The organism is Halapricum salinum, assembly GCF_004799665.1.
Classification (GTDB): domain Archaea; phylum Halobacteriota; class Halobacteria; order Halobacteriales; family Haloarculaceae; genus Halapricum; species Halapricum salinum.
Window position 1 is genome coordinate 2,438,585 of sequence record NZ_CP031310.1, and the last position, 20,513, is coordinate 2,459,097.

General features: G+C 66.2%; 23 protein-coding genes and 1 pseudogene. 12 read left to right on the top strand and 12 right to left on the bottom strand.

Annotated features, from left to right (window positions below):
* Positions 1 to 69: 69 nt before the first annotated feature.
* Positions 70 to 1,131, top strand: coding sequence for a phosphotransferase family protein (locus DV733_RS11935; RefSeq protein WP_049995318.1), 1,062 nt, complete (start codon positions 70 to 72; stop codon positions 1,129 to 1,131).
* 19 nt (positions 1,132 to 1,150) lie between these two features.
* Here the strand turns inward: DV733_RS11935 and DV733_RS11940 are convergent, their stop codons facing one another.
* Positions 1,151 to 1,627, bottom strand: a complete 477-nt coding sequence (locus DV733_RS11940) for a dual specificity protein phosphatase family protein (protein WP_049994487.1) — start codon at positions 1,625 to 1,627, stop codon at positions 1,151 to 1,153.
* Positions 1,628 to 1,697: 70 nt separating this feature from the next.
* On the opposite strand from DV733_RS11940, the pseudogene DV733_RS17750 reads away from it, so the two are divergent.
* A pseudogene (locus tag DV733_RS17750) lies at positions 1,698 to 1,915 on the top strand (NADP-dependent isocitrate dehydrogenase); the annotation flags it as partial.
* On the opposite strand, the gene DV733_RS11950 reads toward DV733_RS17750, so the two are convergent.
* Complete coding sequence (locus tag DV733_RS11950; RefSeq protein ID WP_049994485.1) at positions 1,905 to 2,633, bottom strand: DsbA family protein; 729 nt, start codon at positions 2,631 to 2,633, stop codon at positions 1,905 to 1,907. The pseudogene DV733_RS17750 and the gene DV733_RS11950 overlap by 11 nt on opposite strands.
* 99 nt (positions 2,634 to 2,732) lie before the next feature.
* Here DV733_RS11950 and DV733_RS11955 point away from each other — a divergent pair, with 99 nt between their 5' ends.
* From DV733_RS11955 to DV733_RS11970, 4 genes are all read left to right on the top strand, one after another.
* The gene (locus tag DV733_RS11955) at positions 2,733 to 3,278 is read left to right on the top strand and encodes a hypothetical protein (RefSeq protein ID WP_049994484.1); all 546 of its coding nucleotides are present in this window, start codon (positions 2,733 to 2,735) and stop codon (positions 3,276 to 3,278) included.
* Positions 3,275 to 3,748: a hypothetical protein gene (locus tag DV733_RS11960; protein ID WP_049994483.1), complete on the top strand. Its 474-nt coding sequence runs from the start codon at positions 3,275 to 3,277 to the stop codon at positions 3,746 to 3,748. Before DV733_RS11955 ends, DV733_RS11960 begins: the two co-directional genes overlap by 4 nt.
* A 77-nt stretch (positions 3,749 to 3,825) precedes the next feature.
* Entirely contained in the window at positions 3,826 to 4,185 is a 360-nt protein-coding gene (locus DV733_RS11965; RefSeq protein WP_049994482.1) for a winged helix-turn-helix domain-containing protein, read from the top strand.
* On the top strand, positions 4,182 to 4,448 hold the full coding sequence (locus DV733_RS11970) for a DUF7521 family protein (RefSeq protein ID WP_237560505.1): 267 nt from the start codon (positions 4,182 to 4,184) through the stop codon (positions 4,446 to 4,448). The genes DV733_RS11965 and DV733_RS11970 overlap by 4 nt, the downstream gene beginning before the upstream one ends.
* A gap of 18 nt (positions 4,449 to 4,466) precedes the next feature.
* Here DV733_RS11970 and DV733_RS11975 read toward each other — a convergent pair whose 3' ends face one another.
* A complete protein-coding gene (locus tag DV733_RS11975; RefSeq protein WP_049994481.1) occupies positions 4,467 to 4,688 on the bottom strand; it encodes a hypothetical protein in 222 nt (73 codons plus the stop codon).
* An 82-nt stretch (positions 4,689 to 4,770) separates the two neighbouring features.
* Here DV733_RS11975 and DV733_RS11980 point away from each other — a divergent pair, with 82 nt between their 5' ends.
* Positions 4,771 to 5,775, top strand: coding sequence for a threonine aldolase family protein (locus DV733_RS11980; RefSeq protein WP_049994480.1), 1,005 nt, complete (start codon positions 4,771 to 4,773; stop codon positions 5,773 to 5,775).
* A gap of 10 nt (positions 5,776 to 5,785) precedes the next feature.
* Here DV733_RS11980 and DV733_RS17355 read toward each other — a convergent pair whose 3' ends face one another.
* Positions 5,786 to 5,947, bottom strand: a complete 162-nt coding sequence (locus DV733_RS17355; RefSeq protein WP_170178703.1) for a DUF7859 family protein — start codon at positions 5,945 to 5,947, stop codon at positions 5,786 to 5,788.
* Between the two features lie 91 nt (positions 5,948 to 6,038).
* Here DV733_RS17355 and DV733_RS11985 point away from each other — a divergent pair, with 91 nt between their 5' ends.
* Positions 6,039 to 6,923, top strand: a complete 885-nt coding sequence (locus DV733_RS11985; RefSeq protein WP_079979484.1) for an ArsR/SmtB family transcription factor — start codon at positions 6,039 to 6,041, stop codon at positions 6,921 to 6,923.
* A gap of 192 nt (positions 6,924 to 7,115) precedes the next feature.
* Here DV733_RS11985 and DV733_RS11990 read toward each other — a convergent pair whose 3' ends face one another.
* Positions 7,116 to 7,643: a YfcE family phosphodiesterase gene (locus tag DV733_RS11990; protein ID WP_049994479.1), complete on the bottom strand. Its 528-nt coding sequence runs from the start codon at positions 7,641 to 7,643 to the stop codon at positions 7,116 to 7,118.
* A 64-nt stretch (positions 7,644 to 7,707) separates the two neighbouring features.
* Between DV733_RS11990 and DV733_RS11995 the strand changes: the two genes are divergently transcribed.
* The gene (locus tag DV733_RS11995) at positions 7,708 to 8,661 is read left to right on the top strand and encodes a cation diffusion facilitator family transporter (RefSeq protein WP_049994478.1); all 954 of its coding nucleotides are present in this window, start codon (positions 7,708 to 7,710) and stop codon (positions 8,659 to 8,661) included.
* Here DV733_RS11995 and DV733_RS12000 read toward each other — a convergent pair.
* From DV733_RS12000 to DV733_RS12010, 3 genes are read right to left on the bottom strand one after another with little or no spacing between them, the layout of a single operon-like run.
* Complete coding sequence (locus DV733_RS12000) at positions 8,658 to 10,169, bottom strand: DUF7519 family protein (protein WP_136342343.1); 1,512 nt, start codon at positions 10,167 to 10,169, stop codon at positions 8,658 to 8,660. The two genes, DV733_RS11995 and DV733_RS12000, sit on opposite strands and share 4 nt — an antisense overlap.
* Positions 10,166 to 12,265: a DUF58 domain-containing protein gene (locus tag DV733_RS12005; protein WP_049994476.1), complete on the bottom strand. Its 2,100-nt coding sequence runs from the start codon at positions 12,263 to 12,265 to the stop codon at positions 10,166 to 10,168. Before DV733_RS12005 ends, DV733_RS12000 begins: the two co-directional genes overlap by 4 nt.
* Positions 12,262 to 13,302 (bottom strand): DUF4129 domain-containing protein, encoded by a 1,041-nt coding sequence (locus DV733_RS12010; protein ID WP_049994475.1) that lies wholly within the window; start codon positions 13,300 to 13,302, stop codon positions 12,262 to 12,264. Before DV733_RS12010 ends, DV733_RS12005 begins: the two co-directional genes overlap by 4 nt.
* Before the next feature lie 114 nt (positions 13,303 to 13,416).
* On the opposite strand from DV733_RS12010, the gene DV733_RS12020 reads away from it, so the two are divergent.
* Positions 13,417 to 14,448 (top strand): M48 family metalloprotease, encoded by a 1,032-nt coding sequence (locus tag DV733_RS12020; RefSeq protein WP_049994474.1) that lies wholly within the window; start codon positions 13,417 to 13,419, stop codon positions 14,446 to 14,448.
* Here the strand turns inward: DV733_RS12020 and trpB are convergent.
* On the bottom strand, positions 14,445 to 15,605 hold the full coding sequence (gene trpB, locus DV733_RS12025) for a tryptophan synthase subunit beta (RefSeq protein ID WP_049994473.1): 1,161 nt from the start codon (positions 15,603 to 15,605) through the stop codon (positions 14,445 to 14,447). The two genes, DV733_RS12020 and trpB, sit on opposite strands and share 4 nt — an antisense overlap.
* Before the next feature lie 89 nt (positions 15,606 to 15,694).
* Between trpB and DV733_RS12030 the strand changes: the two genes are divergently transcribed.
* Positions 15,695 to 16,234: an SRPBCC family protein gene (locus tag DV733_RS12030; RefSeq protein WP_049994472.1), complete on the top strand. Its 540-nt coding sequence runs from the start codon at positions 15,695 to 15,697 to the stop codon at positions 16,232 to 16,234.
* A gap of 24 nt (positions 16,235 to 16,258) precedes the next feature.
* Here DV733_RS12030 and DV733_RS12035 read toward each other — a convergent pair whose 3' ends face one another.
* Positions 16,259 to 16,903 carry a plastocyanin/azurin family copper-binding protein gene (locus tag DV733_RS12035; RefSeq protein WP_049994471.1) on the bottom strand — a complete coding sequence of 215 codons (645 nt, stop codon included), beginning with the start codon at positions 16,901 to 16,903 and terminating at the stop codon, positions 16,259 to 16,261.
* A gap of 76 nt (positions 16,904 to 16,979) precedes the next feature.
* A complete protein-coding gene (locus DV733_RS12040; protein ID WP_049994470.1) occupies positions 16,980 to 18,044 on the bottom strand; it encodes a polyprenyl synthetase family protein in 1,065 nt (354 codons plus the stop codon).
* A gap of 263 nt (positions 18,045 to 18,307) precedes the next feature.
* Between DV733_RS12040 and DV733_RS12045 the strand changes: the two genes are divergently transcribed.
* Positions 18,308 to 19,609 (top strand): alpha-amylase domain-containing protein, encoded by a 1,302-nt coding sequence (locus tag DV733_RS12045; protein WP_049994469.1) that lies wholly within the window; start codon positions 18,308 to 18,310, stop codon positions 19,607 to 19,609.
* A gap of 10 nt (positions 19,610 to 19,619) precedes the next feature.
* Here DV733_RS12045 and DV733_RS12050 read toward each other — a convergent pair whose 3' ends face one another.
* Positions 19,620 to 20,462, bottom strand: coding sequence for an inositol monophosphatase family protein (locus DV733_RS12050; protein WP_049994468.1), 843 nt, complete (start codon positions 20,460 to 20,462; stop codon positions 19,620 to 19,622).
* Positions 20,463 to 20,513: the final 51 nt, after the last annotated feature.

Sequence of the window (20,513 nt, forward strand, 5' to 3'; positions counted from 1 at the left end):
CGTGGCGTCGGTAGCGAGTGCTATCCATGCTCGACAGTACACAGACGGCCAAGATCCGGGGTGAGCAGCGTGCCCGACGATAGCTACCTCGACCGGATCGTCGACGAAGACGCGCTAGCGACCTACCTCGAATCCGAACTCGGGCCGGCCGACACCTACGCTGTCGAGCGCCACGAACAGGGTCACTCCAACGAGACGCTGTTCGTGACCTGGGGCGACGCCGAACTCGTGATTCGACGCCCGCCGCCCGGCGAGACCGCCGCGACCGCCCACGACGTCCTCCGGGAGTACCGGGTCATCGACGCCCTGCAGGAGACTCCTGTGCGGGTCCCGCCGACGGTCGCCGCTTGCGAGGATCACGACGTCATCGGCAGCGATTTCTACATCATGGAGCGCCTCGACGGTGACGTCATCCGCGAGCGCGAGCCCGGACGATTCGCCACCCCCACCCACCGCCAGCGCGTCGGCCAGGAGCTCGTCGACGGCCTCGCCGAGATCCACCAGGTGGACATCGAAGCTGTGGGTCTCGACGATTTCGGCCATCCGGAGGGGTTCACCCAGCGCCAGGTGAAACGCTGGAGCGAACAGCTCACCTGGGCCTTCGCCCGCACGTCCGAGGAACGCGAAATTCCGGTGCTCTACGAGGTGATGGAATGGCTCCAGAACAACGCCCCCGAATCACACCCACACACGCTGGTCCACGGCGACTACAAACTCGACAACGTCATGTTCGGTCCGGGGACGCCTCCCGAGATCGTCGGCGTGTTCGACTGGGAGCTCAGCGCGCTCGGGGATCCCCTGACCGATCTGGGGTGGCTGCTCTCCTTCTGGTGGGACGAGAAGGATCCCGAACCTCCCACGGATCTCGTCTCGACGTTCGTCAGCCACGCGGACTACCCCACCCGGCAAGAGCTGGTCGAGCGTTACGAGTCCCAGACCGGAATCGAGTACGAACACGACCGTTTCTACCGGACGCTCGCGGTCTACAAGCTCGCCGGCCTCGGCGAGATGTTCTTCCGGCGCTATCTGGAGGGCAACAGCGACGACCCCCTCTACGAGAAGATGGACGATGGCGTGCCTGCGCTGGCCGCCCGCGCCAAGCGGATCATCGACGGTGAGGAACCGCTCTGACAGACGGGGCAGGTGTCAATTAGGCTTCCGCAGCGACGTACAGCACCGCCAGCGAGTGGAGTGCCGGGTGCGGCGTCGCACACGGCCTGGCCTCGCGGACGAGATCTAATGCCGCTTCGAGCGCCAACCCCTCCTCGACGGCGAGTAACGTCCCGAGTATCGAGCTGCTCCGGGAGACGCCGGCCGTACAGTGGACGAGCAGCGATCCCTCGGCTCGGTAGCACGATCGAGCGTCGTCGACGGCGGCCGCGAACGTCTCCCAGTCGGTCTCCGGGCCGTCGGCCATGGGGTGGTGGTGGGTCGTTCGCGGATACTCGCGGAAGGTCGCCGACACCACGTGATCGAACGCCTGGTCGGAGCGTTCCGGGTCGGCGGCCTGCCAGTTGCCCAGGTAGAGGTCGCGTTCACCGATCCGACGGACGACTGGCTTGTCCTCGCCGAACCAGAACGGCAGGCCCGTCGACCGTCGCTCTCCCCCGGCGCTGTCCTCGTCCATACAATCTCTCCGGCCCTGGGCGTTGTATAGCCTTCCGGTAAACTAGTGTCACTCAGTGCCCGCGTCGGTCGGCTCCCCTTCGCCCGTGAAGGCACCCGAGGAATGGACATGGCGACCCTCCGGGAGAACACCGAGGACGTCTACGCCGGCCTCGAGTGGGAAGAAGACACCGACGCGGTCGAGCAGGTCCGTGAGTTCGTCGAGGACGAGATGGGCTTCGACGACGCCGCGCACGAGGGCCCGATCGGTCTCGGCAGGCCGATTCCCAAGCAGGTGATCAGGCGTTCTCGACGCGGTCGATCGCGTCGTCGAATCGCTCGATCGGCTGGGCTCCGACGAGCCTGCCGCCCGTCTCCGCTGCCGGGTCGTAGACGATGAACGTCGGGGTCGCCCTGACTCTGATCGATCGGGCGAATTCCACGTCTGCGCTGACCTGCGATTCGAGCGTCGACCGTCGGTCCGCGAGACACTGCGAGAGACGGTCAGCGTCGACGCCAGAGACCGATCGCGTGTACGCGAGGAGTCGATCCGCCGACGCCCAGCCCGAGTTCTTCCGGCCCTGCTTCTCGAAGATCCTCGTGTGCCAGTTCCAGTAGGTCCCGGGGTCGTCGTCACGGACCTGTCGCCACGCGCACTTCGACGCCACTGCGGCTGTCAGCGAGTCCGCTCCGAAGTACGGCACTGCCACGAAGACGATCCGGACTCGACCCGAACTGACGTACTCTCGGACGAGGTCGGGCAGCGTCTCGCGCTCGAATCGCTCGCAGAACGGACACTGGAAGTCCGTCCAGTAGTAGATCGTAATCGGTGCGTCGGCTGCGCCCATGATCGGTTTCCCCGCCAGATCGAGTCCGATCGCCGACTCCTCGTCACTCGCGTGAAATCTGGGTGACAGTCCGTGGGCGGTACTTCCGTCTGATTGCCCGAAATAGTAGATCGCACCGCCGCCGACCGCGACGGCCGAACCGGCGAGAAACGCACGCCGAGAGGGGGAATCGAAAGCCATACTCGTCGTTTCCGCTCGGCCCCGTAAACGGGTTCGACGGTTTGCTGGCTCAGCAAAGAGGAGTCGGAGCTTTCAGTCCCCGCCCCGTGCTTCCACCAGATGGACGCGCGAAACCGATTCAGTACCTCTCTGCGAAACCTCGGTGCAGCGGTCGCCTATCCGTTCGAGACGTGGCGCGGCACGGTCGGCGTGACGATCACGGCTTCACTGACGTACGTCCTCCTGATCCTGAGTACGATGCCCGAGTTCTCCATGCAGATGCTCGGCGACGGACTGCACTGGATCGATTTCGTCGTCGTCTCGCTCACGGAAACAGTGTACCGGAGCGACGGCCTGGTGGGACTGGCGATCATCGCCGCGTATGCTACGTTCACTGGTGTCGCTGTCGTCAACACTGCTGCTCGACTCCGGACGGTCGGCCGTTCGAGTCTGACCGATCTCTCCGGCGTGCTGCCGGCCTTTCTCGCGTCGGGCTGTGCCAGCTGTGGCGCCGGTCTGCTGGGCACGCTGGGCTTCGTCGGCGGCGTCGCGGTCCTCCCCTATGACGGGATGCTCGTCCGCGTCGGTGGTCTCGCCTTGCTGGCGTTCTTCCTGGGGCGGGCCGGCCGCCCGGATCGGTGTCTCGCCGGGGAGGTGGTCGAATGATCGGTGCGGGGTTCGTCCGGACGATCGGATCGAGCCGCCGAGCGATCGCGTGGGGGACGGCCACCGCGATCGGCGTGTTCTCGCTGTTCGGCGTCGTCACCGGGCTGATCCCGAACCCGCTGTACGTTCGGATGGTCCCCAGAACGGCCGTCGATTACCTGTTTCTCGTCTCGACGGCGCTGCTCGCGGGCGTCTATGCCGCCCAGCGCGTGGCGACGACGGTTCCCGGCGGCGACCGGACCTCGCCCTCGAAGAACGAAGACCGCGTGATGATGGGTGGACTGGTCGGCGGATTTCTCGCGGTCGGCTGTCCGATCTGTAACGTCTTCCTCCTCGCGCTGTTTAGCTCGTCAGCACTGATGACCTACTTCGATCCGCTGCGACCGCTTCTCGGTGTCTTCTCGGTCGCACTGCTGGCCGGCCTCATTCACCTTCGCCACCGACGGACGTGTTCGGTGTGCGAGCCGTGACTCTCGTTCGGTCCTCGACAGGTGAAGGGGTTCGGGAAACCGTGGCCTATTTCTTCATACGTAGTCTTGAAACGGCTATGCGAGACGAAAGAGCGTCCGACTTGCCGGACCTCTTTCAGGTACTGGCAGACGAGTACGCTCGGCGGATTCTGATGGCGGCCGATCGACAACCGATGACGGCCAAGGCGCTCAGTGACGCCTGTGACGCGTCGCTGGCGACAGTGTACCGTCGGGCGTCGACGCTGAAGGCACACGACCTCTTGGAGGAACGCGAATCGATCGGGCCGGATGGAGCCCATCGACGTGAGTTCGAGACGACGCTCGAGGAGATCCACGTCGATCTCACCGACGGTGAGTTGGATCTCTCGCTACAGACGCGGGACGAACTCGCGGACAACTTCACGGCCCTGTGGGACGGGATGCGGGGTGAGCAGTGATCGAGACGCCGTTCATTCTCGCGAAGCTCGTCACGCTCGGACTCTCCCTGGCCGTCTCGTACCTCGCATACCACGGCTACCGGCGTAACGAGAGCCAGCCGATGCTCTACGTCGCCGTGGGATTCGTATTCATCGGCGCGGGCGCGATCTGTGAGGGTCTCATCCACCTCGTGTTTGGAACCTCGCTCGTCTCGGCCGGGCTCATCCAGGCCGCGATCGTCTCGAGTGGCATGGTGTTCGTCCTGGTCTCGCTAACGAAGTGATCTCCGAGACGCCGACCGCTAGTCGCAGGACTCGCAGTCTCTACGACGACCGATCACGACAGCGGCGAGCGCGAGCGCCAGTGCCGTCGCACTCATTTCGACGAGCCCGCCACCGAGCGTGCCCGTCGTCGCTCCGCCCGCGCCGCCGACCATCGCCGCCGTCCCGGGGCCGATACAGCAGAGGCTCGCGACACCGGCGACCGCCAGGATCGACCGTCGATTCGCCGTCTCCTCGTCCATCGGGTCCGACGACGGACGGGTTCCGGATAGCTCTTTCCACGACGCGGTCAGTCTTTTTGTTTCCCGCCCGCGAACCCGACCTATGATCGACCTCCGCAGCGATACCGTCACGAAACCGAGCGAGGCGATGCGCGAAGCCGCCGCCAGCGCCGAGGTCGGCGACGACGTCTACGGCGAGGACCCGACCGTCAACGAACTCGAGGCTCGTACGGCCGAGATTCTGGACAAAGAGGCGGCGCTGTACGTGCCCTCGGGGACGATGGGAAACCAGATCGCCGTCCGAGCTCATACCGAACGCGGACAGGAAGTCCTCCTCGAAACGGAGTGTCACACGTACAAGTGGGAACTCGGTGGGATCGCCCAGCACAGCGGGGTCCAGGCCCGAACCATCGACGGCGGGCCAAGGGGTGTCGTCGACCCCGAACAGGTCCACGCGGGCCACGTCGAGGCCGACGGCCATCGTGCGGGAACCGGACTGCTCGTCCTCGAAAACACCCACAACGCCAGAGGCGGGACTGCGATCGCGCCCGAGCAAATCGACGCCGCCGCCGAGGCCGCTCACGACTCCGACGTCCCGGTCCACCTCGACGGTGCCCGACTGTTCAACGCCGCCACGGCACTGGACGTCCCGGCGAGTCGGATCGCCCGCGAGGTCGACTCTGTCATGTGCTGTCTCTCGAAGGGACTGGGCGCACCCGTCGGGTCGATGCTCGCCGGCAGCACCGAATTCGTCGAGCGCGCACGCCGTGTCAGAAAACTCATGGGCGGTGGAATGCGGCAGGCCGGGATCGTCGCCGCACCCGGCCTGCTCGCGCTCGACAATCGCGAGCGACTTCACGAGGACCACCGCCGCGCACGTGAGCTTGCAGCTGGAATCGACGATATCGATGGCTTCGGTGCTCGCGAGCCGGAGACGAACATCGTGCTGGTCGAGACCGACGAGCCGGCCGCGACCGTCCTCGACGCGCTCGAGGAACAGGGCGTCGCTGGCGTCGCGTTCGGCGAGAAGACGATCCGGTTCTGTACGCACTGGGACGTCGACGACGCGGCTATCGAGACTGCGATCGAACGGGTGAGTCGCGTCTGAAGTCGTACGATTATTTCCGACCGCGACTCTCTTGCATCCCTTCCTGGAAGCCGGTGACTGTCCGGCGCAGCATGAGATAGAGGGCGAAGACGAACCCGAGCATGATCGCGACGATGCCGACGAGGACGGGGTCGACCTCGACGCCAAGGAGTTCGACGAGGACTGTGTACATAGATGTCGGTATCCAGCCCCAGAAAAAAGACCTTTCGGGCCGCCGTCGCGACGGACAAGATTCTTACACCGGCATGGTGTAGCCTCTCACGATGTCGCTGCTGCCCTCCGAACCGGATACGTCGGCTGCCGACTCCGACGCCGAGCCGCGGGTGATCGGCGTCGACAGCGACGACGCCGACGACGTAATCTCCGCGCTCTCCTCCGAGACCGCCCGAAAGCTCCTGGCCGAACTTCACGAAGAGCCGGCTCCGCCCTCGAAGCTTGCCGACCGCGTCGACACGTCCCTCCAGAACGCACAGTACCACCTCGAAAAGCTCCAGAGCGCCGGCGCGGTGTCGGTCGTCGACACCGCCTACTCGGCGAAAGGCCGCGAGATGGACGTCTACGCACCCGCGGACGAACCGCTGGTCATCTTCGCCGGCGACGAGGACAAGAGCAGCGGTCTGAAGGCCGCACTCTCGCGATTCCTCGGCGGGTTCGGCGCGCTCGCGGTCGGTAGTCTCGCGATCCAACAGCTCTACGGCAGCAGTGGTGGCCAAGCCACTGACCCCGCAGCGACTGGCGGTGCGGACGCACCTGCCGGTGGTCCTCCCGCCGCCGGGACCGCGACGCCGACCGGTGCGCGTGAGACGGCAGCCCCACAGACGACTCCTGGTGCCACGGAGACGCACCAGCTCACCGATTCTGTCGTCACGTTCTCCGAACAAAACGTCACTGTCGTGAACGAGAGCGGGTACGAGTTCGTCTTCGAGGACAACGTCACCTCGATCACGACCGGAAACGGGACAGAGTACCAGATCGGAGACAACGTCACGGCCTTTGCCGACGAGATCGTCATCCAGACCGGAGGCAACGCGTCCCAGGCAGCCGACACCGCCGCGGCCACCGGACTCGAACCCGGCCTGGCCTTCTTCCTCGGTGGGCTGGTCGTCCTCTCACTGTGGCTGGGCGTCTGGTACGCCAGGAATCGCTAGCTCAAAGCGCTGTTTGAGCTTCCGCCACGACCTTTATGATGGCCTCGGTAGGACAGGATGCGCTGACCCGTTTCGGCCCTCCCACCCGACACGGCCTGCCCGCTGTGATCGTGAGTGCTGTAGCGACGGCCCGCTGTGATCGCACGCCACCGTGCGATCGAGTCGGAACGGACCTACAGCAGTGACGATAGATCACGTCTGGATCGTCTCTTCGGCCACGAGGGACCCGTCGCGCGCCCGAAGCTCGATCATCGCCCCGTGCTCCCCCTGTGTCACTTCTGCGTGCGTGGGCGCGGTTCCTCGCGGGTCAGCGTGACTTCCCGGATTGACCACCAGACAGTGGTCCGTCCGCTCTATCATCGGCCTGTGCGTGTGTCCGACGACGACCACGTCGGCGTCTTCCTGGCGTGCGAGTAAGCCGAGGCCAGTCGCTGTGTGCTCGTGGCCGTGGACGACGACCAGTCGCACCCCCTCGTGGTCGACGACGAGCGTCGACGGCAGTCGTTCTGCCAGCGTTGGCTCGTCGCTGTTCCCGTGGACGGCAGACAGCGGTGCACCGCCGTGATCAGCACCCGATTGCTCGGCAAACACCTCGTAGACAGCTGCGGTCGTGAAGTCGCCGGTGTGGACGACGTGGTCGGCCTCGCGGACGGCCTGGTGCGCTCGGCCGGCGAGTCGATGGTCGGTCTGGCCGTGGGTATCCCCGAGACAGACGAGCATATCCGGGGGTCGGCCGCGAATCGTATCAATACTTCTATACCGGTCCCTTGAGCAGGATGGCCTGATGGCCGGAAACAGCAAGGGAGTCGTGATCGCCGCGCTGATCGCCAACGGCGCGATCGCGATCATGAAGTTCGTGGGGTTTCTGTTGACCGGGAGCGCCGCCATGCTCTCGGAGACGTATCACTCGATCTCCGACACGGGCAATCAGGTGTTCCTGCTGATCGGAATCCGTTACAGTAGCCAGGACGCCGATCGACGGCACCCGTTCGGCTACGGGAAAGCCCAGTTCTTCTATAGCTTTCTCGTCTCGGTCCTCCTGTTCGGGATCGCCGGCTGGGAGTCGGCCAAACACGGTTACGAGAAACTGGTCCACGGGGGTCACGGCGGCGGCGTCGAGTCGGTGACGCTGCTCGGCCAGACCTTCCCGCCGATCTACGTCAACTACACCGTCCTGCTCGGCGCCATCGTCTTCGAGCTCTGGGCGCTGTACAAGGCCAACCAGGAACTCACGCGACAGATCGAGACCCACGGCTGGAGCGGCTACCGCGAGGCCTTCCGCAAGACCAGCGACGTCACGACGTTGACGGCCTTTACCGAGGACACGATCGCCCTCGCCGGGGCCGGGATCGCGCTCTTCGGCGTCTATCTCACCGAGGTCACGCACAACCCGGTCTTCGACGCCGCCGCCGCGCTGTTGATCGGGCTCATGCTCATGGGCTTCGCGCTCGCGCTGGCCTGGGAGAACAAACGTCTGATCCTCGGCGAGAGCCTTCCACAGGACGACGAACGAAAGCTCTACGACATCATCGAGAACGCCGAGGGCGTCGCCGAAATCGTCGACTTCCGGACGGTCTTCTTCGGGCCCGGCCGTCTGGTGGTGACTGCCGACGTAGCGTTCGAACCCGGGATCGCGACCGCCGAGATGGACGACCGCATCACCGCCATCGAAGACGAGCTGATGGCAGCCGAGACGTTCGTCAAGAAAGTCTACATCGAACCCGAGGACGGGAGCTAATCAGTCGCTTCGTCTTCTGACGCCGCCACCAGGACGAAGGTGGCGGCGACCAGCGAGAGCGCGATCGCGAGCGTCGCTCGTTCTGCCCCGACCGAGAGCGGCCCGACCACGTACCCGACGCCGCTCGCGACCACGACGCCGACGGCAGCGACGCCGACTGCGGCCGTCACGTGGACCGTCTCGACGCCGTCGCTGACGCCGTCACTCCCGATGACCGTCCCGAGATAGCTCGCCTGCTCGCCGAACTCCCAGACGAGTACGGCCGCGGCCACGCCGACGAACACGACCAGCGCTGACAGTCCCGCTTCGGCCGCGACGACCGAGCCGGTCAGTACCAGCGCCGAACCGACCAGAAAGCCGGCGGAACGATCCGACGAGAGGCCTGTGAGGGTGGCGACGTAGGTGGCCAGACTGAGGACGATCGGCAGACACAGCGCGACCACCGCCATCCAGAGCAGGATGATCGCACCCGGGCCGTAGAACAGTCCGAGTTGCTCGGCCGTCGGTGAGAACACCACGTCGGTGAGCACGTCCGGGACGGCGAGCGAAACTGTACCGATCACGCCGAGCACGAGCAGGCTGCCGGCAGCGTCGGTCGCCAGCGCCGGCGGGTCGATCCACGCTCGCGTCGTCAGAATCTCGTGGACGAACGCCCCGCCGAGGACCAGCGCAGACAGCACGACGACCACCAGTAGCGGCACGTGCAACACTCCCGAGGTGAAGACGGAGACGACCGTGTGCCCGACCGGACCGGCCGCCAGCAGGGTGCGCTCGAGGAACGACCCACCGACGACCACCAGCCCGAGCTGGACAACGACCAGCAGGCGATTATCGTGGATCCACGAACTGACAGCGTCGAGTGACTCTTCGATCGGCTCGTCGCCGACGGTGACCGTCGCGACGCGCCCGTCTCTGTCAGTCCCGACCCGTTCGTCGAGTTCGCGCAACGCCGCTGGCAGGGCGATCACCACCCCGTACAGCACCCCTTCCAGGAGTACGATCGCGGCGGTAAGCCCACTGGCCGGGATCGACGTGAGCACTCGCGTTCCGCCGGCCGCCAGCGCGAGGACGGCGCCGCTCTGTATCGCTCCCAGGACGATCGCCCCGAGCGCGAACACGTCCCGGGTTCGCCAGCAGACGCTGAACATCGAGGCGGCGTGCTCGCCGTCGATCGCGTCCGTACCTGCCAACCCGACGAAGACGGCTCCCGTCAGCGGTAGATAGAGGACTACGAACGCGCGTGGATCGAGCCACGTCACCGGCGCGAGCAGGACGAACAGGCTCGCGACGAACCACACTGCCGTCGCGGCGCGGTCGTTTCGCGCGACCGCCGTCCGGTCGCGCGCGAGTCGCCCGGCCGCCCAGCTGAGACCGACCGCACCGCCCAGGCCGACGACTGCTGCCAGCGGCTCGCCGAGCGCGATTCCGTGGACGAGCACGACGACCGCCGCGAGCACGCCGGCGAGTCTACTGGACAGCCACGTCGGTTTCCGATCGAGCTCCGTCATCGTGACCACCTGTGTTCGGCTCGTTCGAGGGCGACCGACAGTGGCGTGTCGATCTCCCAGTCGATCACGCGACACTGTCGGCGGCGTAACTCGCGGATCTGCTCGTGGCGTTCGATCCGTGTCGCCGTCCCGCCAGGCGACTCTTTGGTCGTGACGTTCGGACTCAGAACGGTCACGTCGACACCGTCGGCTTGCAGTCGTCGGAGGAATTGCCGCGGCGCATCGTCGAGCAGGGGCGAGACGAACACGACCTGCGCACGACCGGGGAGTCGATCCCTGAGCCAGTCGATCGGGATGCCGCCACTGCCGTCGCCCATCGGAATCCCGCTGCCCCTGTGCACTGTCGCGCTCTGGCTCTGGGACTGCTCCTCGGACCGAGCCCACCCGAACCGCTTGGTAGAGAAGAACGTCTTCTCGACGTCTTCGAGCGAGGACGACGACCCACTGTCTGACTCCGCAGACTGCGGCGACTGGTAGAAAAACTCCCGGAGACGTCGTCGCTGGTCGCGGCCACGACCCGGACGCTCGTAGCGCCGCCGATTCAACAGCGCCCCACCGACGGTGTTCGTCTCGTCGAGCAGTGCGTTCGCGATTCGGACCGCCGCGTGCCGGCCGAGCGTGACGGCGTCGGGCGTGAATTCGTCTCTGGCTTGCCTGGAGACCCGTCGGTCGTCGAGGACGACGACGACCGTTCCCGCTCGGGTCTCCCTGAACTCGACCGTCCGTGGGTCGCCGGTCTGGGCCCAGTAGTTCCAGTCGATCCGGTTGAGCGGATCGTTCGACTGGTACTCCCGTGTGGCGTAAAACTCCAGGCCGGCCCCGCTGGCGTCGGTCTCGATGCGCCCCTGGAACGGCGTCGTCTGTGCGGTCGTCGGCATCGTCTCGACGGTGTCCCGACAGCGGACCGTCGTCTCCAGATCGGTCTCGACCGAGCGCTCGACTTCGCCGCTGACGTTGCGCGCCCACAGCGACACCGACTCGAAGGTGTGCTCGCCACGGAGCGCTTCGAACGTATAGGTCGCGCTCGCCGACTCCCCGGGCTTGAGGCTGACGCACAGCCGCGGCGAGCCGGCCACGACCCGCAGCGAGTCCGGGACGCCGTCGATCGCCCGCAACTCTGCGATCGGACGCTCGCCGACGTTCGTGACCGTCAGCGACACCCGAACTGGCTCACCCGGGACGGGCGACTCGTCGGCGACGGTCCGCTCGACGTCGACGGCCAGATCCGGTGGCCGCGTCAGCGAACCGTAGACCGCGAGTGCCGCCGGCACGATCGCCGCGAGTACGAGCGTGACGTTCGTCAGGACGAACCCCAGCCCAGCGAGCAGCATGGCGACGACTGCGCCCGCTTCCCAGTGGCTATCGGCGCTCGTCTCGGCGTCACCGGTCGTGACCGTCGTTTCGACGTGTCTGGACTGGTCGGTCAACGGGGGCTGTCCGCCCTCGACGCCGCCACGAACGGATTCTTCCTCCAGCGCCGCGGCATCCTCGGCTCGCGGCGGGTGTGCCTGCGGGATAGCTGCGATCCGTTCGATCTCGTCGATCGTCGCCTCGACCTGCCGCTGCAGCCCGCGACCGCTGGCCCAGTCGCGCACTCGCATCGACAGCGGCCGTTCGTGCGTTCCAAGGTACGACCGGGCGCGGACGTTGTCGCTCCACGTCCCCTCAACGACCTGTACGCGAGCGGCCGTCCGAGAGATGTCCTCGGCGTCCGCGACTGCTTCGATCGCCGCGGCCTGGAGATCCGACTGGAGTTGATCGAACGCGTACTCGTACACGGGGGGTGAATCGATCTCCCGGTCGATCAGCCGCTCGTATCGGTCGTCGATGTTCCCGCCAGCGAGGCGACCCTCGTGAGCGCTCGCCTCCTCGGGCGGCTGGTCGAACGGCGGCTCGTCGGCGTGTCTTACGACCGTCCGGAGCCCGTAGCGAAGCCCCACTACCGAGAGCACGACTGCGAGCATCCCGAGCAGGACTGACTCAGAGAGGACGTCACCGTAGTGCTCGACGAACCCTGGCGGACTCGGGACCACGACGACCGCGACGGCGGCGGCGAACGTCGCCACCGCCGCCCCACCGAGCAGACGCCGCCTCATTCGTTCTCACCCCAGTGTGGCCGCAGTTGCTCGATCGCTTCTCGTGCCGCTCGCAGTCGTGCGTCGGTCTCGCCGCGCTCACCGTACCGGACTTCCTGAAACGTCTCGGTCAGCGCCTCGACCGGCTCGGCCGGCCAACCCTGTTCGATCGCTCTGTCTCGTAGCTCCGTGGGCGTCCGCGCGTAGAGTCTCCGGACTGGGAGCTCGTCGGTGAACAGATCCCACGCCTCGCGAACCGACGGCGGCTCCTCGTCGTCCTCGGCCGGCTCGGTCGGCGTCTCGGGTTCGACCGCCGACGCCGTTCGGGCGTCGGTGCTCGCCCCGCTCGTTGTCGTTGTCGTACGGGTTGCACTCCCGCTCGCGAGCGCCGACAGCGAGCCGAACAGCGAGCCGAAGCCCACCGAGAAGCCCCGGCCGACTGACGCCGGCATGGCGAGCAGTGCCCCGAGGCCACGCCCCGCCGTTCCGACCACGTCGGCGAGTCCACCGAGCCCCGTCGTGACCGCACCAGCGGTGTCGCCGAGCCCGCGCGCGAACTGTGCGAGCGAGCCCGACAGGCCGATCAGCGCCACCATCGTCGCCTGCGGAAGCGCCTGAATCCGAGCGCCGAACGGTAGTTTCGCGGCCGCCGCCGGGCCGGCGAGCAGTGTGACTACTCCGACACCGCCTGCGTACACTGTCGACAGGAAGACAGCGACGATGAGGAAGGCGATCAGTGGTCCGAAGATCACCGCGAGACCTTCGTCGTCTCCCTGTTGATCGTCCTCGTTCACGTTCGGAGACGGCGTCTCGGTCGGGGTGGGCGTCGGGGTCGTCGTGTCCGTCGGCGTCGGGGTGGGCGTCGGCGTCGTCGTGTCCGTCGGCGTCTCCGGATCGGTCGATCCTGTGTCGGGGATGTCCGGCGCGTCGGGAGCGTCTGCTTCGGCCTCGACACCCGGAAACGACCCGAGGCCGGCGGCCGGCATCAGCGACGCTGCCAGCAGGAGGGCACCCAACGAGAGCGTGAGGAGGGCGGCTCTGCGGGGATCGTATCCCATGTTCGGTGCACCCTCGCGTCCCGGTAATATACTTTGCTGTTCGTCAGCCGAATATTCATTTGACCAGACTGGTCCGCAATTGTTTTGAGGGGATGTAGAGAAAAGAGAGCCGACGTGTCCCCGCAACGATCGACCCGACTCCGGCGACGGCTCGCGGCGACCCTCGTAGCGGTCGTGCTGGCCGATCTGGTGTTCGTCGGCGCGTTGCTCGGGGCGATTGCCCCCCTCGTCGAGACCCTTCGCACCGCCCTCGCACCGGCGATTCCAGCCACGCTCTGGTGGCTCGTGCTCGTGTCGGTCGCACTGCTCGCGCTCGTGGCCGTCCAGCTCCGGACCGCCCGGACGATGACGCTCTCGCGGACCGACGTCCGCCGGCTTTCGGAGTCCGAAGCGCCGGCACTGTTCGAGCGCGTCCGCCGGCTCGCGACGCTCGCGGACTGCCAGCCGCCCGCGATCGGGCTGGTCGACTCGGACGTCCCGAACTGCTTTTCGGTCGGCGGACGCGACCCGATGCTCGTCGTCAGCTCCGGCCTCCGCGACCAACTGAACGACGACGAACTCGACGCCGTGCTGGCCCACGAACTCGCCCACCTCCGCAACCGTGACGCGACAGTGATGACCCTCGCGACGTTCCTGCCGACGCTGGCGACCGACCGACCCGTCGCCGGCCTCCCGCGGTGGCTGCGGGCGAACCTCTTCGGCGGCGCGATCCTGTTCGCGTTCGTCGTCGCGCTGGGCTGGACGCAGTCGGCTTCACCGACTGCAATCGGGCTCGTCGCCGCCCTCTCGCTCGTCCTCGGCGGCATCGCCCTCGGTGTCCTCGCGACGCCGGTGGTCTATCTGAGCCATCGTCTCTCCCAGGACCGCGAGTTCGTCGCCGACCGGGCCGGCGCGACACTCTCCGGAAAGCCCGAAGCGCTCGCGAGTGCCCTCGAAAAACTCGACGATAGCGTCGGATCGACCCCTCAGCAGGACCTTCGGTCGCTCGACGGCGTCGTCGATGAACTGTGTCTCCTGCCTCACGGGTTCGTCCGCGACGCTGCGGAGGGCGACGGCGGCCGATTCACGATCCGCCTGCGGTCGCATCCGCCCACGAGCGAGCGGATCGACCGTCTTCGTGAGTTCGCCGCCGAGATCGAGTCCTAGCCGAGATCGAAGTGCTCGGCGGCGGTCTCCATGTCCTTGTCGCCGCGCCCGCTGAGGTTGACGACGATCGTCTCGTGGTCGGTCTCTGCGGCGACTTTCTTGGCCATCGCCAGCCCGTGGCTGGTCTCCAGCGCGGGGATGATCCCCTCTTCCTCGCTGAGGGCTTTGAACGCCGACAGCGCTTCGTCGTCGGTGATCGCCCGATATTCGGCGCGGCCGACCGCCCGGAACATGGCATGTTCGGGCCCGACGCCGGGGTAGTCCAGCCCGGCCGAGACGGAGTGGACGTCGACGTCGTCGTCGATGACTCTCGTTTTCATGCCGTGGATGACGTCGTCGTGACCATCCTCGAGCGGCGCGGCGTGACGCTCGGAGTCAGCACCTTCACCGCCACCTTCGCCACCGTAGAAGGCGACATCGTCCTCTCGGAAGGCGTGGAAGAGGCCGATCGCGTTCGAGCCGCCGCCGACGCAGGCGACCGCCGCGTCCGGGAGTTCACCCAGTTGGTCGAGACACTGTTCGCGGGCCTCCTCGCCGATGATCGAGTGGAACTCCCGGACCATCCGCGGGAACGGATCGGGACCGACGACGCTGCCGACGAGGTAATGAGTGTCCTCGATATTGTGCGCGAAGTCTTCCAGCGCCGCGTCGACGGCGTCGGCCAGCCCCTTTCCGCCGCGGGTCACTTCGTTGACCTGTGCGCCCATCAGACGCATCCTGAAGACGTTCATCCGCTGGCGCTGCACGTCTTTTTTGCCCATGTAGATCTCGGTGTCCATGTCGAACAGCGCGCCGACCATCGCCGTCGCGGTGCCGTGCTGGCCCGCGCCGGTCTCGGCGATGAGACGTGTCTTGCCGGCCTTCTCGGCCAGCAACGCCTGGCCGACCGCATTGTTGATCTTGTGCGCGCCGCCGTGGAGCAGGTCCTCACGCTTGAGATAGATCTCCGCGCCCCAGCGTTCGGAGAGGTTCTCGGCGTGGTACAGCGGTGTGGGTCGACCGGCGTACTGGCGCAGGATCTCGCGGAATTCGGCCTGGAACTCGTCGGTGTGGACGATGTCGTCGAACGCCGCCGCGAGGTGGTCGAGCGGTTCGTGCATGATCTCGGGGACGTGGCGGCCCCCGTAGCCCTCGAAATCGCCACTCTGATCGGACATCGCCCGGAGTATCGAGGCTCAGGCGCATAACTGTGCCGCCGCGTTGCCGCCATCCCGGCCCATTTAGGGCTGCCCACCGCACGGTCTCTGTGGACACGCTCGAAGTCAGCACCGTCGTCTACTGCTCGAAAGCCGAGGTCTACGAGTTCCTGCTGGACTTTCCCCGCTATACGCGCCTGTCGAAACACCTTCGGGAGGTCACCCAGGACGGCGACGGCTCGCCCGGAACCGAGTACGACCTCACCTTCGCGTGGTGGAAACTCTCGTATACGGCCCACTCGCGAGTTACCGACGTCGACCCGCCGGATCGGATCGACTGGGAACTGACGCAAGATCTCGACGCACACGGGAGCTGGCTGCTCGAAGACGACCCCGACGCCGACGGTCTCGACGACGGCGATCACGAGGTCGCCACGCGCGTCCGGCTCCTCGTCGAGTTCGACCCCCACTCGGCCAAACCAGGGGCGATCGACCTCCCGCGATTCGTCTCACTGAGCTGGGTCATCGAGAAGGTGCGGCCACTGATCCAGGACGAGGCAGAGCGGGTCGTCCGCCGGCTGGTCGCCGATCTGGAAGGCGAGTCGCGGTCGGTCGAGTTAGAGATTCACACGAAACCGGAGTCCGTCTGAGAGACGTACCGCCTCGGACTCGGCTCAGGCGTCGACTTCGTCGTAGTCGCCGCCGTATTTCATGAAGAAGTACGCCAGCCCGAGCGTCGAGACCATCGCGAACCCGGAGGCGATCCCGAGCATCTTCGCGTTCTCCGGGAGGGTCGGGCCGCCACCGCCGCCACCGCCGACGGCTTCGGTTGGGACGTCGCCGCCGACGGCGATCGCGCCTTTCATGCCCTGGCCCTCGTGCGGGCCACAGTAGTAGGTGTAGATGCCGCCGGTCGTGGGCGTGACAGTGTGGGTGCTGCCCGGATCGATGACGTCGAACTCGCCGCCGGACGTCCCCGAGAGGCTGGAGCCGTCGGGCTGACTGTTGAACTTCACGTTGTGGCCCGACTCCTCGAACTCCCAGGTGATCGTCGTCTCGGGTTCGATCCAGATGAACGTCGGCTGGAAGTAGTTGCTATAGACGCCAACACTGACCTCGCTCTGTCCGCGGAGGTCCTCGTAGCCGTTGTCGGCGGCGTCGCTGACGTACGCTGGCCACTGTGGCTGGACGTTGCCACCGCCGCCACCGCCGCCGTCCTCGGCGGCCGCGGCCGTTCCGGTCGCTCCTGTCACTGTCGCCGTGCCGGCCGCCGCGCGCAAGAAGTCCCGGCGTGACGAATCGACGTTCCGTTCGCTCATGCCCGTCGCTTTGGAGTGGTGGGTAGTGAATATGTTGGTTCGAGTCGCGTCACGCTCGGGAGTCTCGCCATCACCTTCAGACGTCGCGCTCGATGACGAACCGGGTGAAATCGGCGAGTTGGTCGGCCGGTTCGGGTTCGAGATCGACCGCCGCGAGACTCTCGCGGGCCTCGCGAGCCAGTCGCTCTGCGCGCTCGCGTGCGAAGTCGATACTCCCAGTGCCCTGCAAGATCTCGATCGCCTCCATGATCTCTGCCTCGGTGTTGTCTGCGGCCCAGAGGATCTCTTCGAGGCGTTCGACCTCGTTCTCGGGAGCGTTCTCGACTGCGTGGATGACCATCAGCGTCTTCTTGCCCTCGCGGATGTCGTTGCCGAACTCCTTGCCGAAGTCGCCCGCCTGATCGAGCGTGTGCTCGACGTCGAGGATGTCGTCGCCGATCTGGAAGGCCACGCTCATGCGTTCGGCGTAGTCGGCAACCAGCCGCTCGGTCTCGGCGGATTGGCTGGTCAGAATCGCCGGCAGGCGGGCGACGATCCGGCCGATACAGCCCGTCTTGCACGCGCACATCTCGAAGTAGGCTTGCTCTGAGACCCGCACTTCCTGCTCGTTGTGCCAGCAGATGTCCATCCCCTGACCGAGATGGGTCCGGTTGAGCTCGTGCATCAGCATCTCGTAGGCCTGCAACCGCGTGTCGGCGTCGAAACCGCCGGGGTTGTGCGTGATGATCTTCAGCGGCAGGAAGTACATCGCGTTGCCGGCGTTCAGCGCGATGTCGGTCCCGTATTCGAGGTGTAGCGCCGGGCCGCCGCGTCGCATCGACGCCCCGTCTTCGACGTCGTCGACGATGATCGTCCCGTTGTGGAGGATCTCGGGAATCGCGGCGTACTGGAGATACTCTTCGGGATCCTCGCCGAATGCCTCGAACAGTTTCACCGCGACGATCGCGCGCCAGCGCTTGCCGCCGCGGTCGAGCAACTCCCAGATCGGATCCGCCAGCGCTCGCTGGATCGCCTGTGGGTCGTATCGATACGACGGCGCACCGAAAAACGACGCGAGGTAGTCCTCGTCGATCTCCCGCGGGAGCACCGTCTCGATCGTCTCGTCGATGACTGGCTGCCACGCCTCCAGAACGTCCCGCATACCTCGTCTCTCCTCCCGGTATGCCTAAAAGCCTCCCGCATCGTCCTCTTTCGCCACCGAGTACTGTCACCCAATTGACCGTGGTTTGGGAGCCCTCCCACGGTTGTCGCAGTTATTTTCAGTGTAGTTGCGGATAGATGATGAAAGATATAAATCCCCCTGGGTACGTAAGGTTTTCACATACCGTGGGAGACAGACACGGGACGCCGTCGCGTGGTGGCTGGGCGATCGAGACGGCATGTGCTGGACGCGACTGATTGACCATGAGCAGAGATCTCTTCGACACGGCAGTGTCAGACGACGTGATCGACGGGAATCGTGCAGGAACTGAGACGGTGGCCGGTCCGACTGGAGCGACCCTCGCGGCGTCGGGCGAGACGAACGGTGGCGAACCAGTCGCACTGCAGTACTTCGATTACGACGATACGGTCGGCCCCGACGGCGATCACTGGGAACGGATCACCCGCGAGACGGAGTTGATCGCGCGTTCGGGCTACGACGCGGTCTGGGTCCAACCCCCGATGGAGCCGAACACGCCCGACAGCAACGGCTACAACCCCCGGGACCACCTGACGTGGGACTCGCCGCTGGGCAGCGAGGCCGAGTTCGAGCGGATGGTCGACGCGCTGGGCAACGCCCGCCACGGCGAGGTCGGCGTCTACATCGACGCCATCGTCAACCACACGGCGACCGACGACCCCGGTGGTGGGACCTACGCCCATCTGGACGACCCCGAGTACTACCACCACCCCCACGATGGTGGCCGGACGAAGATGCAGTTGTTCGATCTCTGGGATCTCGATCAAACCCACGAGATGGTGAGTCGGCACCTCCGGGCGTACGTCGAGAAGATCGCCCAGATGGGCTGTGCGGGCGTGCGCTGGGACGCCGCCAAGCACGTCCCGATGTGGTTCTTCGACGAGTACCTCAACGAGTGGGTCGACCAGCACGACCTCTTCCGCGTGGGCGAGGTCTTCGACGGCGACGTCGACTTCCTGGAAGCGTACGTCGACACGGGGATGAACTGCTTCGACTATCCCCTCTTCTTTACCATGCACGACGCCCTTCGGGAGGGCGGCGATATGCGCTGGCTGCAAGGCGTCATCGAGCACGGTGACTGCCTGCTCGGCCGGGACTCCTATCACGCCTCGACGTTCGTCGCGAATCACGACGAGGGGCCGCCGCAGTTGCAGCGGCTGGCCTACGCGTTCATCCTCACGGCCCCGGGCTATCCGATCGTCTACAGCAACCACGCCAACGAGGAAGGCGTCGATTACGCCGCGCCGTGGCTACAGAACCTCGTCTGGATCAAGCGCACGCTGGCGAGCGGCGAGTACTACATTCGCCACGCCGACCGGGATCTGTTCGTCCACGAGCGCCACGGGAACCTCCTGACCGGGATCAACAAGGCCGACGCACCACGGACCGAATGGGTCTACACTGGCTTCGAGGACGAGACGCTCGTCGACTACACGGGCCAGCTCGACGACATCACGACGGCCGAAGACGGCTGGGTCGAACTCACGGTCCCGAAGAACGGCTGGGTCTGCTACGCGCCGGAGTAGTCGATCGGTACTATTCGACCGTTTCGTCGACGATTGCTTCCAGTTCGCTCTGCAGGTGACCGTTCGAGGCGATCACTTCGATCGAGTCGTCTTCGACCCGAGCAGGCCGCTTGCGGACCCTCCCGCCGGCTTCCTCGACGAGCAGGGTCCCGGCGGCGACGTCCCACTCCTGTAGCGAGAGCACGACGTAGCCGTCGGCGTGACCCGACGCGACCTGACAGAGATTGAGGGCCGCGCTCCCGACCCGGCGGAACTTCGAGTCGCGGTCGAGCAACGCGCTGGCGACGTCCCAGTCGATCTGTCGCCGGTCGGCGTGGCGCTCGCTGAGCCGCCCGAAGACGAACGCGCCAGGCAGTTCGTCCTGTTCCGTCACCGACAGCGACAGTCCGTCGAGATCTTCGACACCGCCGATTCCTGCCACGCCGTCGTGGACGAATGCCCCCTCCCCACGGACGCCGTACCACAGACGATCGAGTGCGGCCGGCGGCGAGACGACGACACCCACTTGCGAAGCGCCGTCGACCGCCAGCGCGATCGAGACGCAGTAGTAGGGAAACCCGGTTGCGAAGTTGGCCGTCCCGTCGATCGGGTCGACGATCCATTCACGGCCCTCGCGCGCGAGCGTCTCGCCAGTGCCTTCCTCGCCGACGATGGTGTCGTCGGGGAACCGTTCGCCCAGAACGTCCAGGATCGCGTCCTGACTGGCGTGGTCGGCCGCCGTCACCAGATCGTTGATGTTCTCCTTGGATTCGGTGCCGTCGGCGACCCGGTGGTCGCCGCGGTAGTCGGCCATCGCCTCGATTCCAGCTGCCCCGGCCTCTATCGCGGCGTCGAGTTCGGCCTCGTAGTCCATGCAGGCGCCAGGTGCGCCGTGGGCGAAAGTCCACCGCTTCGGCTCCAGCGT

What these genes read in the sequence shown, in the direction of transcription:
- DV733_RS11995 (WP_049994478.1), top strand. Translation starts at nt 7,708, where the DNA reads ATGGCCGGAAACAGCAAGGGAGTCGTGATCGCCGCGCTGATCGCCAAC.
- DV733_RS11960 (WP_049994483.1), top strand. Translation starts at nt 3,275, where the DNA reads ATGATCGGTGCGGGGTTCGTCCGGACGATCGGATCGAGCCGCCGAGCG.
- DV733_RS12010 (WP_049994475.1), bottom strand. Translation starts at nt 13,302, where the DNA reads ATGGGATACGATCCCCGCAGAGCCGCCCTCCTCACGCTCTCGTTGGGT.
- DV733_RS11975 (WP_049994481.1), bottom strand. Translation starts at nt 4,688, where the DNA reads ATGGACGAGGAGACGGCGAATCGACGGTCGATCCTGGCGGTCGCCGGT.
- DV733_RS17355 (WP_170178703.1), bottom strand. Translation starts at nt 5,947, where the DNA reads ATGTACACAGTCCTCGTCGAACTCCTTGGCGTCGAGGTCGACCCCGTC.
- DV733_RS11980 (WP_049994480.1), top strand. Translation starts at nt 4,771, where the DNA reads ATGATCGACCTCCGCAGCGATACCGTCACGAAACCGAGCGAGGCGATG.
- DV733_RS12050 (WP_049994468.1), bottom strand. Translation starts at nt 20,462, where the DNA reads ATGGACTACGAGGCCGAACTCGACGCCGCGATAGAGGCCGGGGCAGCT.
- DV733_RS11985 (WP_079979484.1), top strand. Translation starts at nt 6,039, where the DNA reads ATGTCGCTGCTGCCCTCCGAACCGGATACGTCGGCTGCCGACTCCGAC.
- trpB (WP_049994473.1), bottom strand. Translation starts at nt 15,605, where the DNA reads ATGTCCGATCAGAGTGGCGATTTCGAGGGCTACGGGGGCCGCCACGTC.
- DV733_RS12000 (WP_136342343.1), bottom strand. Translation starts at nt 10,169, where the DNA reads ATGACGGAGCTCGATCGGAAACCGACGTGGCTGTCCAGTAGACTCGCC.
- DV733_RS12045 (WP_049994469.1), top strand. Translation starts at nt 18,308, where the DNA reads ATGAGCAGAGATCTCTTCGACACGGCAGTGTCAGACGACGTGATCGAC.
- DV733_RS11990 (WP_049994479.1), bottom strand. Translation starts at nt 7,643, where the DNA reads ATGCTCGTCTGTCTCGGGGATACCCACGGCCAGACCGACCATCGACTC.
- DV733_RS12035 (WP_049994471.1), bottom strand. Translation starts at nt 16,903, where the DNA reads ATGAGCGAACGGAACGTCGATTCGTCACGCCGGGACTTCTTGCGCGCG.
- DV733_RS12005 (WP_049994476.1), bottom strand. Translation starts at nt 12,265, where the DNA reads ATGAGGCGGCGTCTGCTCGGTGGGGCGGCGGTGGCGACGTTCGCCGCC.
- DV733_RS12040 (WP_049994470.1), bottom strand. Translation starts at nt 18,044, where the DNA reads ATGCGGGACGTTCTGGAGGCGTGGCAGCCAGTCATCGACGAGACGATC.
- DV733_RS11965 (WP_049994482.1), top strand. Translation starts at nt 3,826, where the DNA reads ATGCGAGACGAAAGAGCGTCCGACTTGCCGGACCTCTTTCAGGTACTG.
- DV733_RS11950 (WP_049994485.1), bottom strand. Translation starts at nt 2,633, where the DNA reads ATGGCTTTCGATTCCCCCTCTCGGCGTGCGTTTCTCGCCGGTTCGGCC.
- DV733_RS11940 (WP_049994487.1), bottom strand. Translation starts at nt 1,627, where the DNA reads ATGGACGAGGACAGCGCCGGGGGAGAGCGACGGTCGACGGGCCTGCCG.
- DV733_RS11955 (WP_049994484.1), top strand. Translation starts at nt 2,733, where the DNA reads ATGGACGCGCGAAACCGATTCAGTACCTCTCTGCGAAACCTCGGTGCA.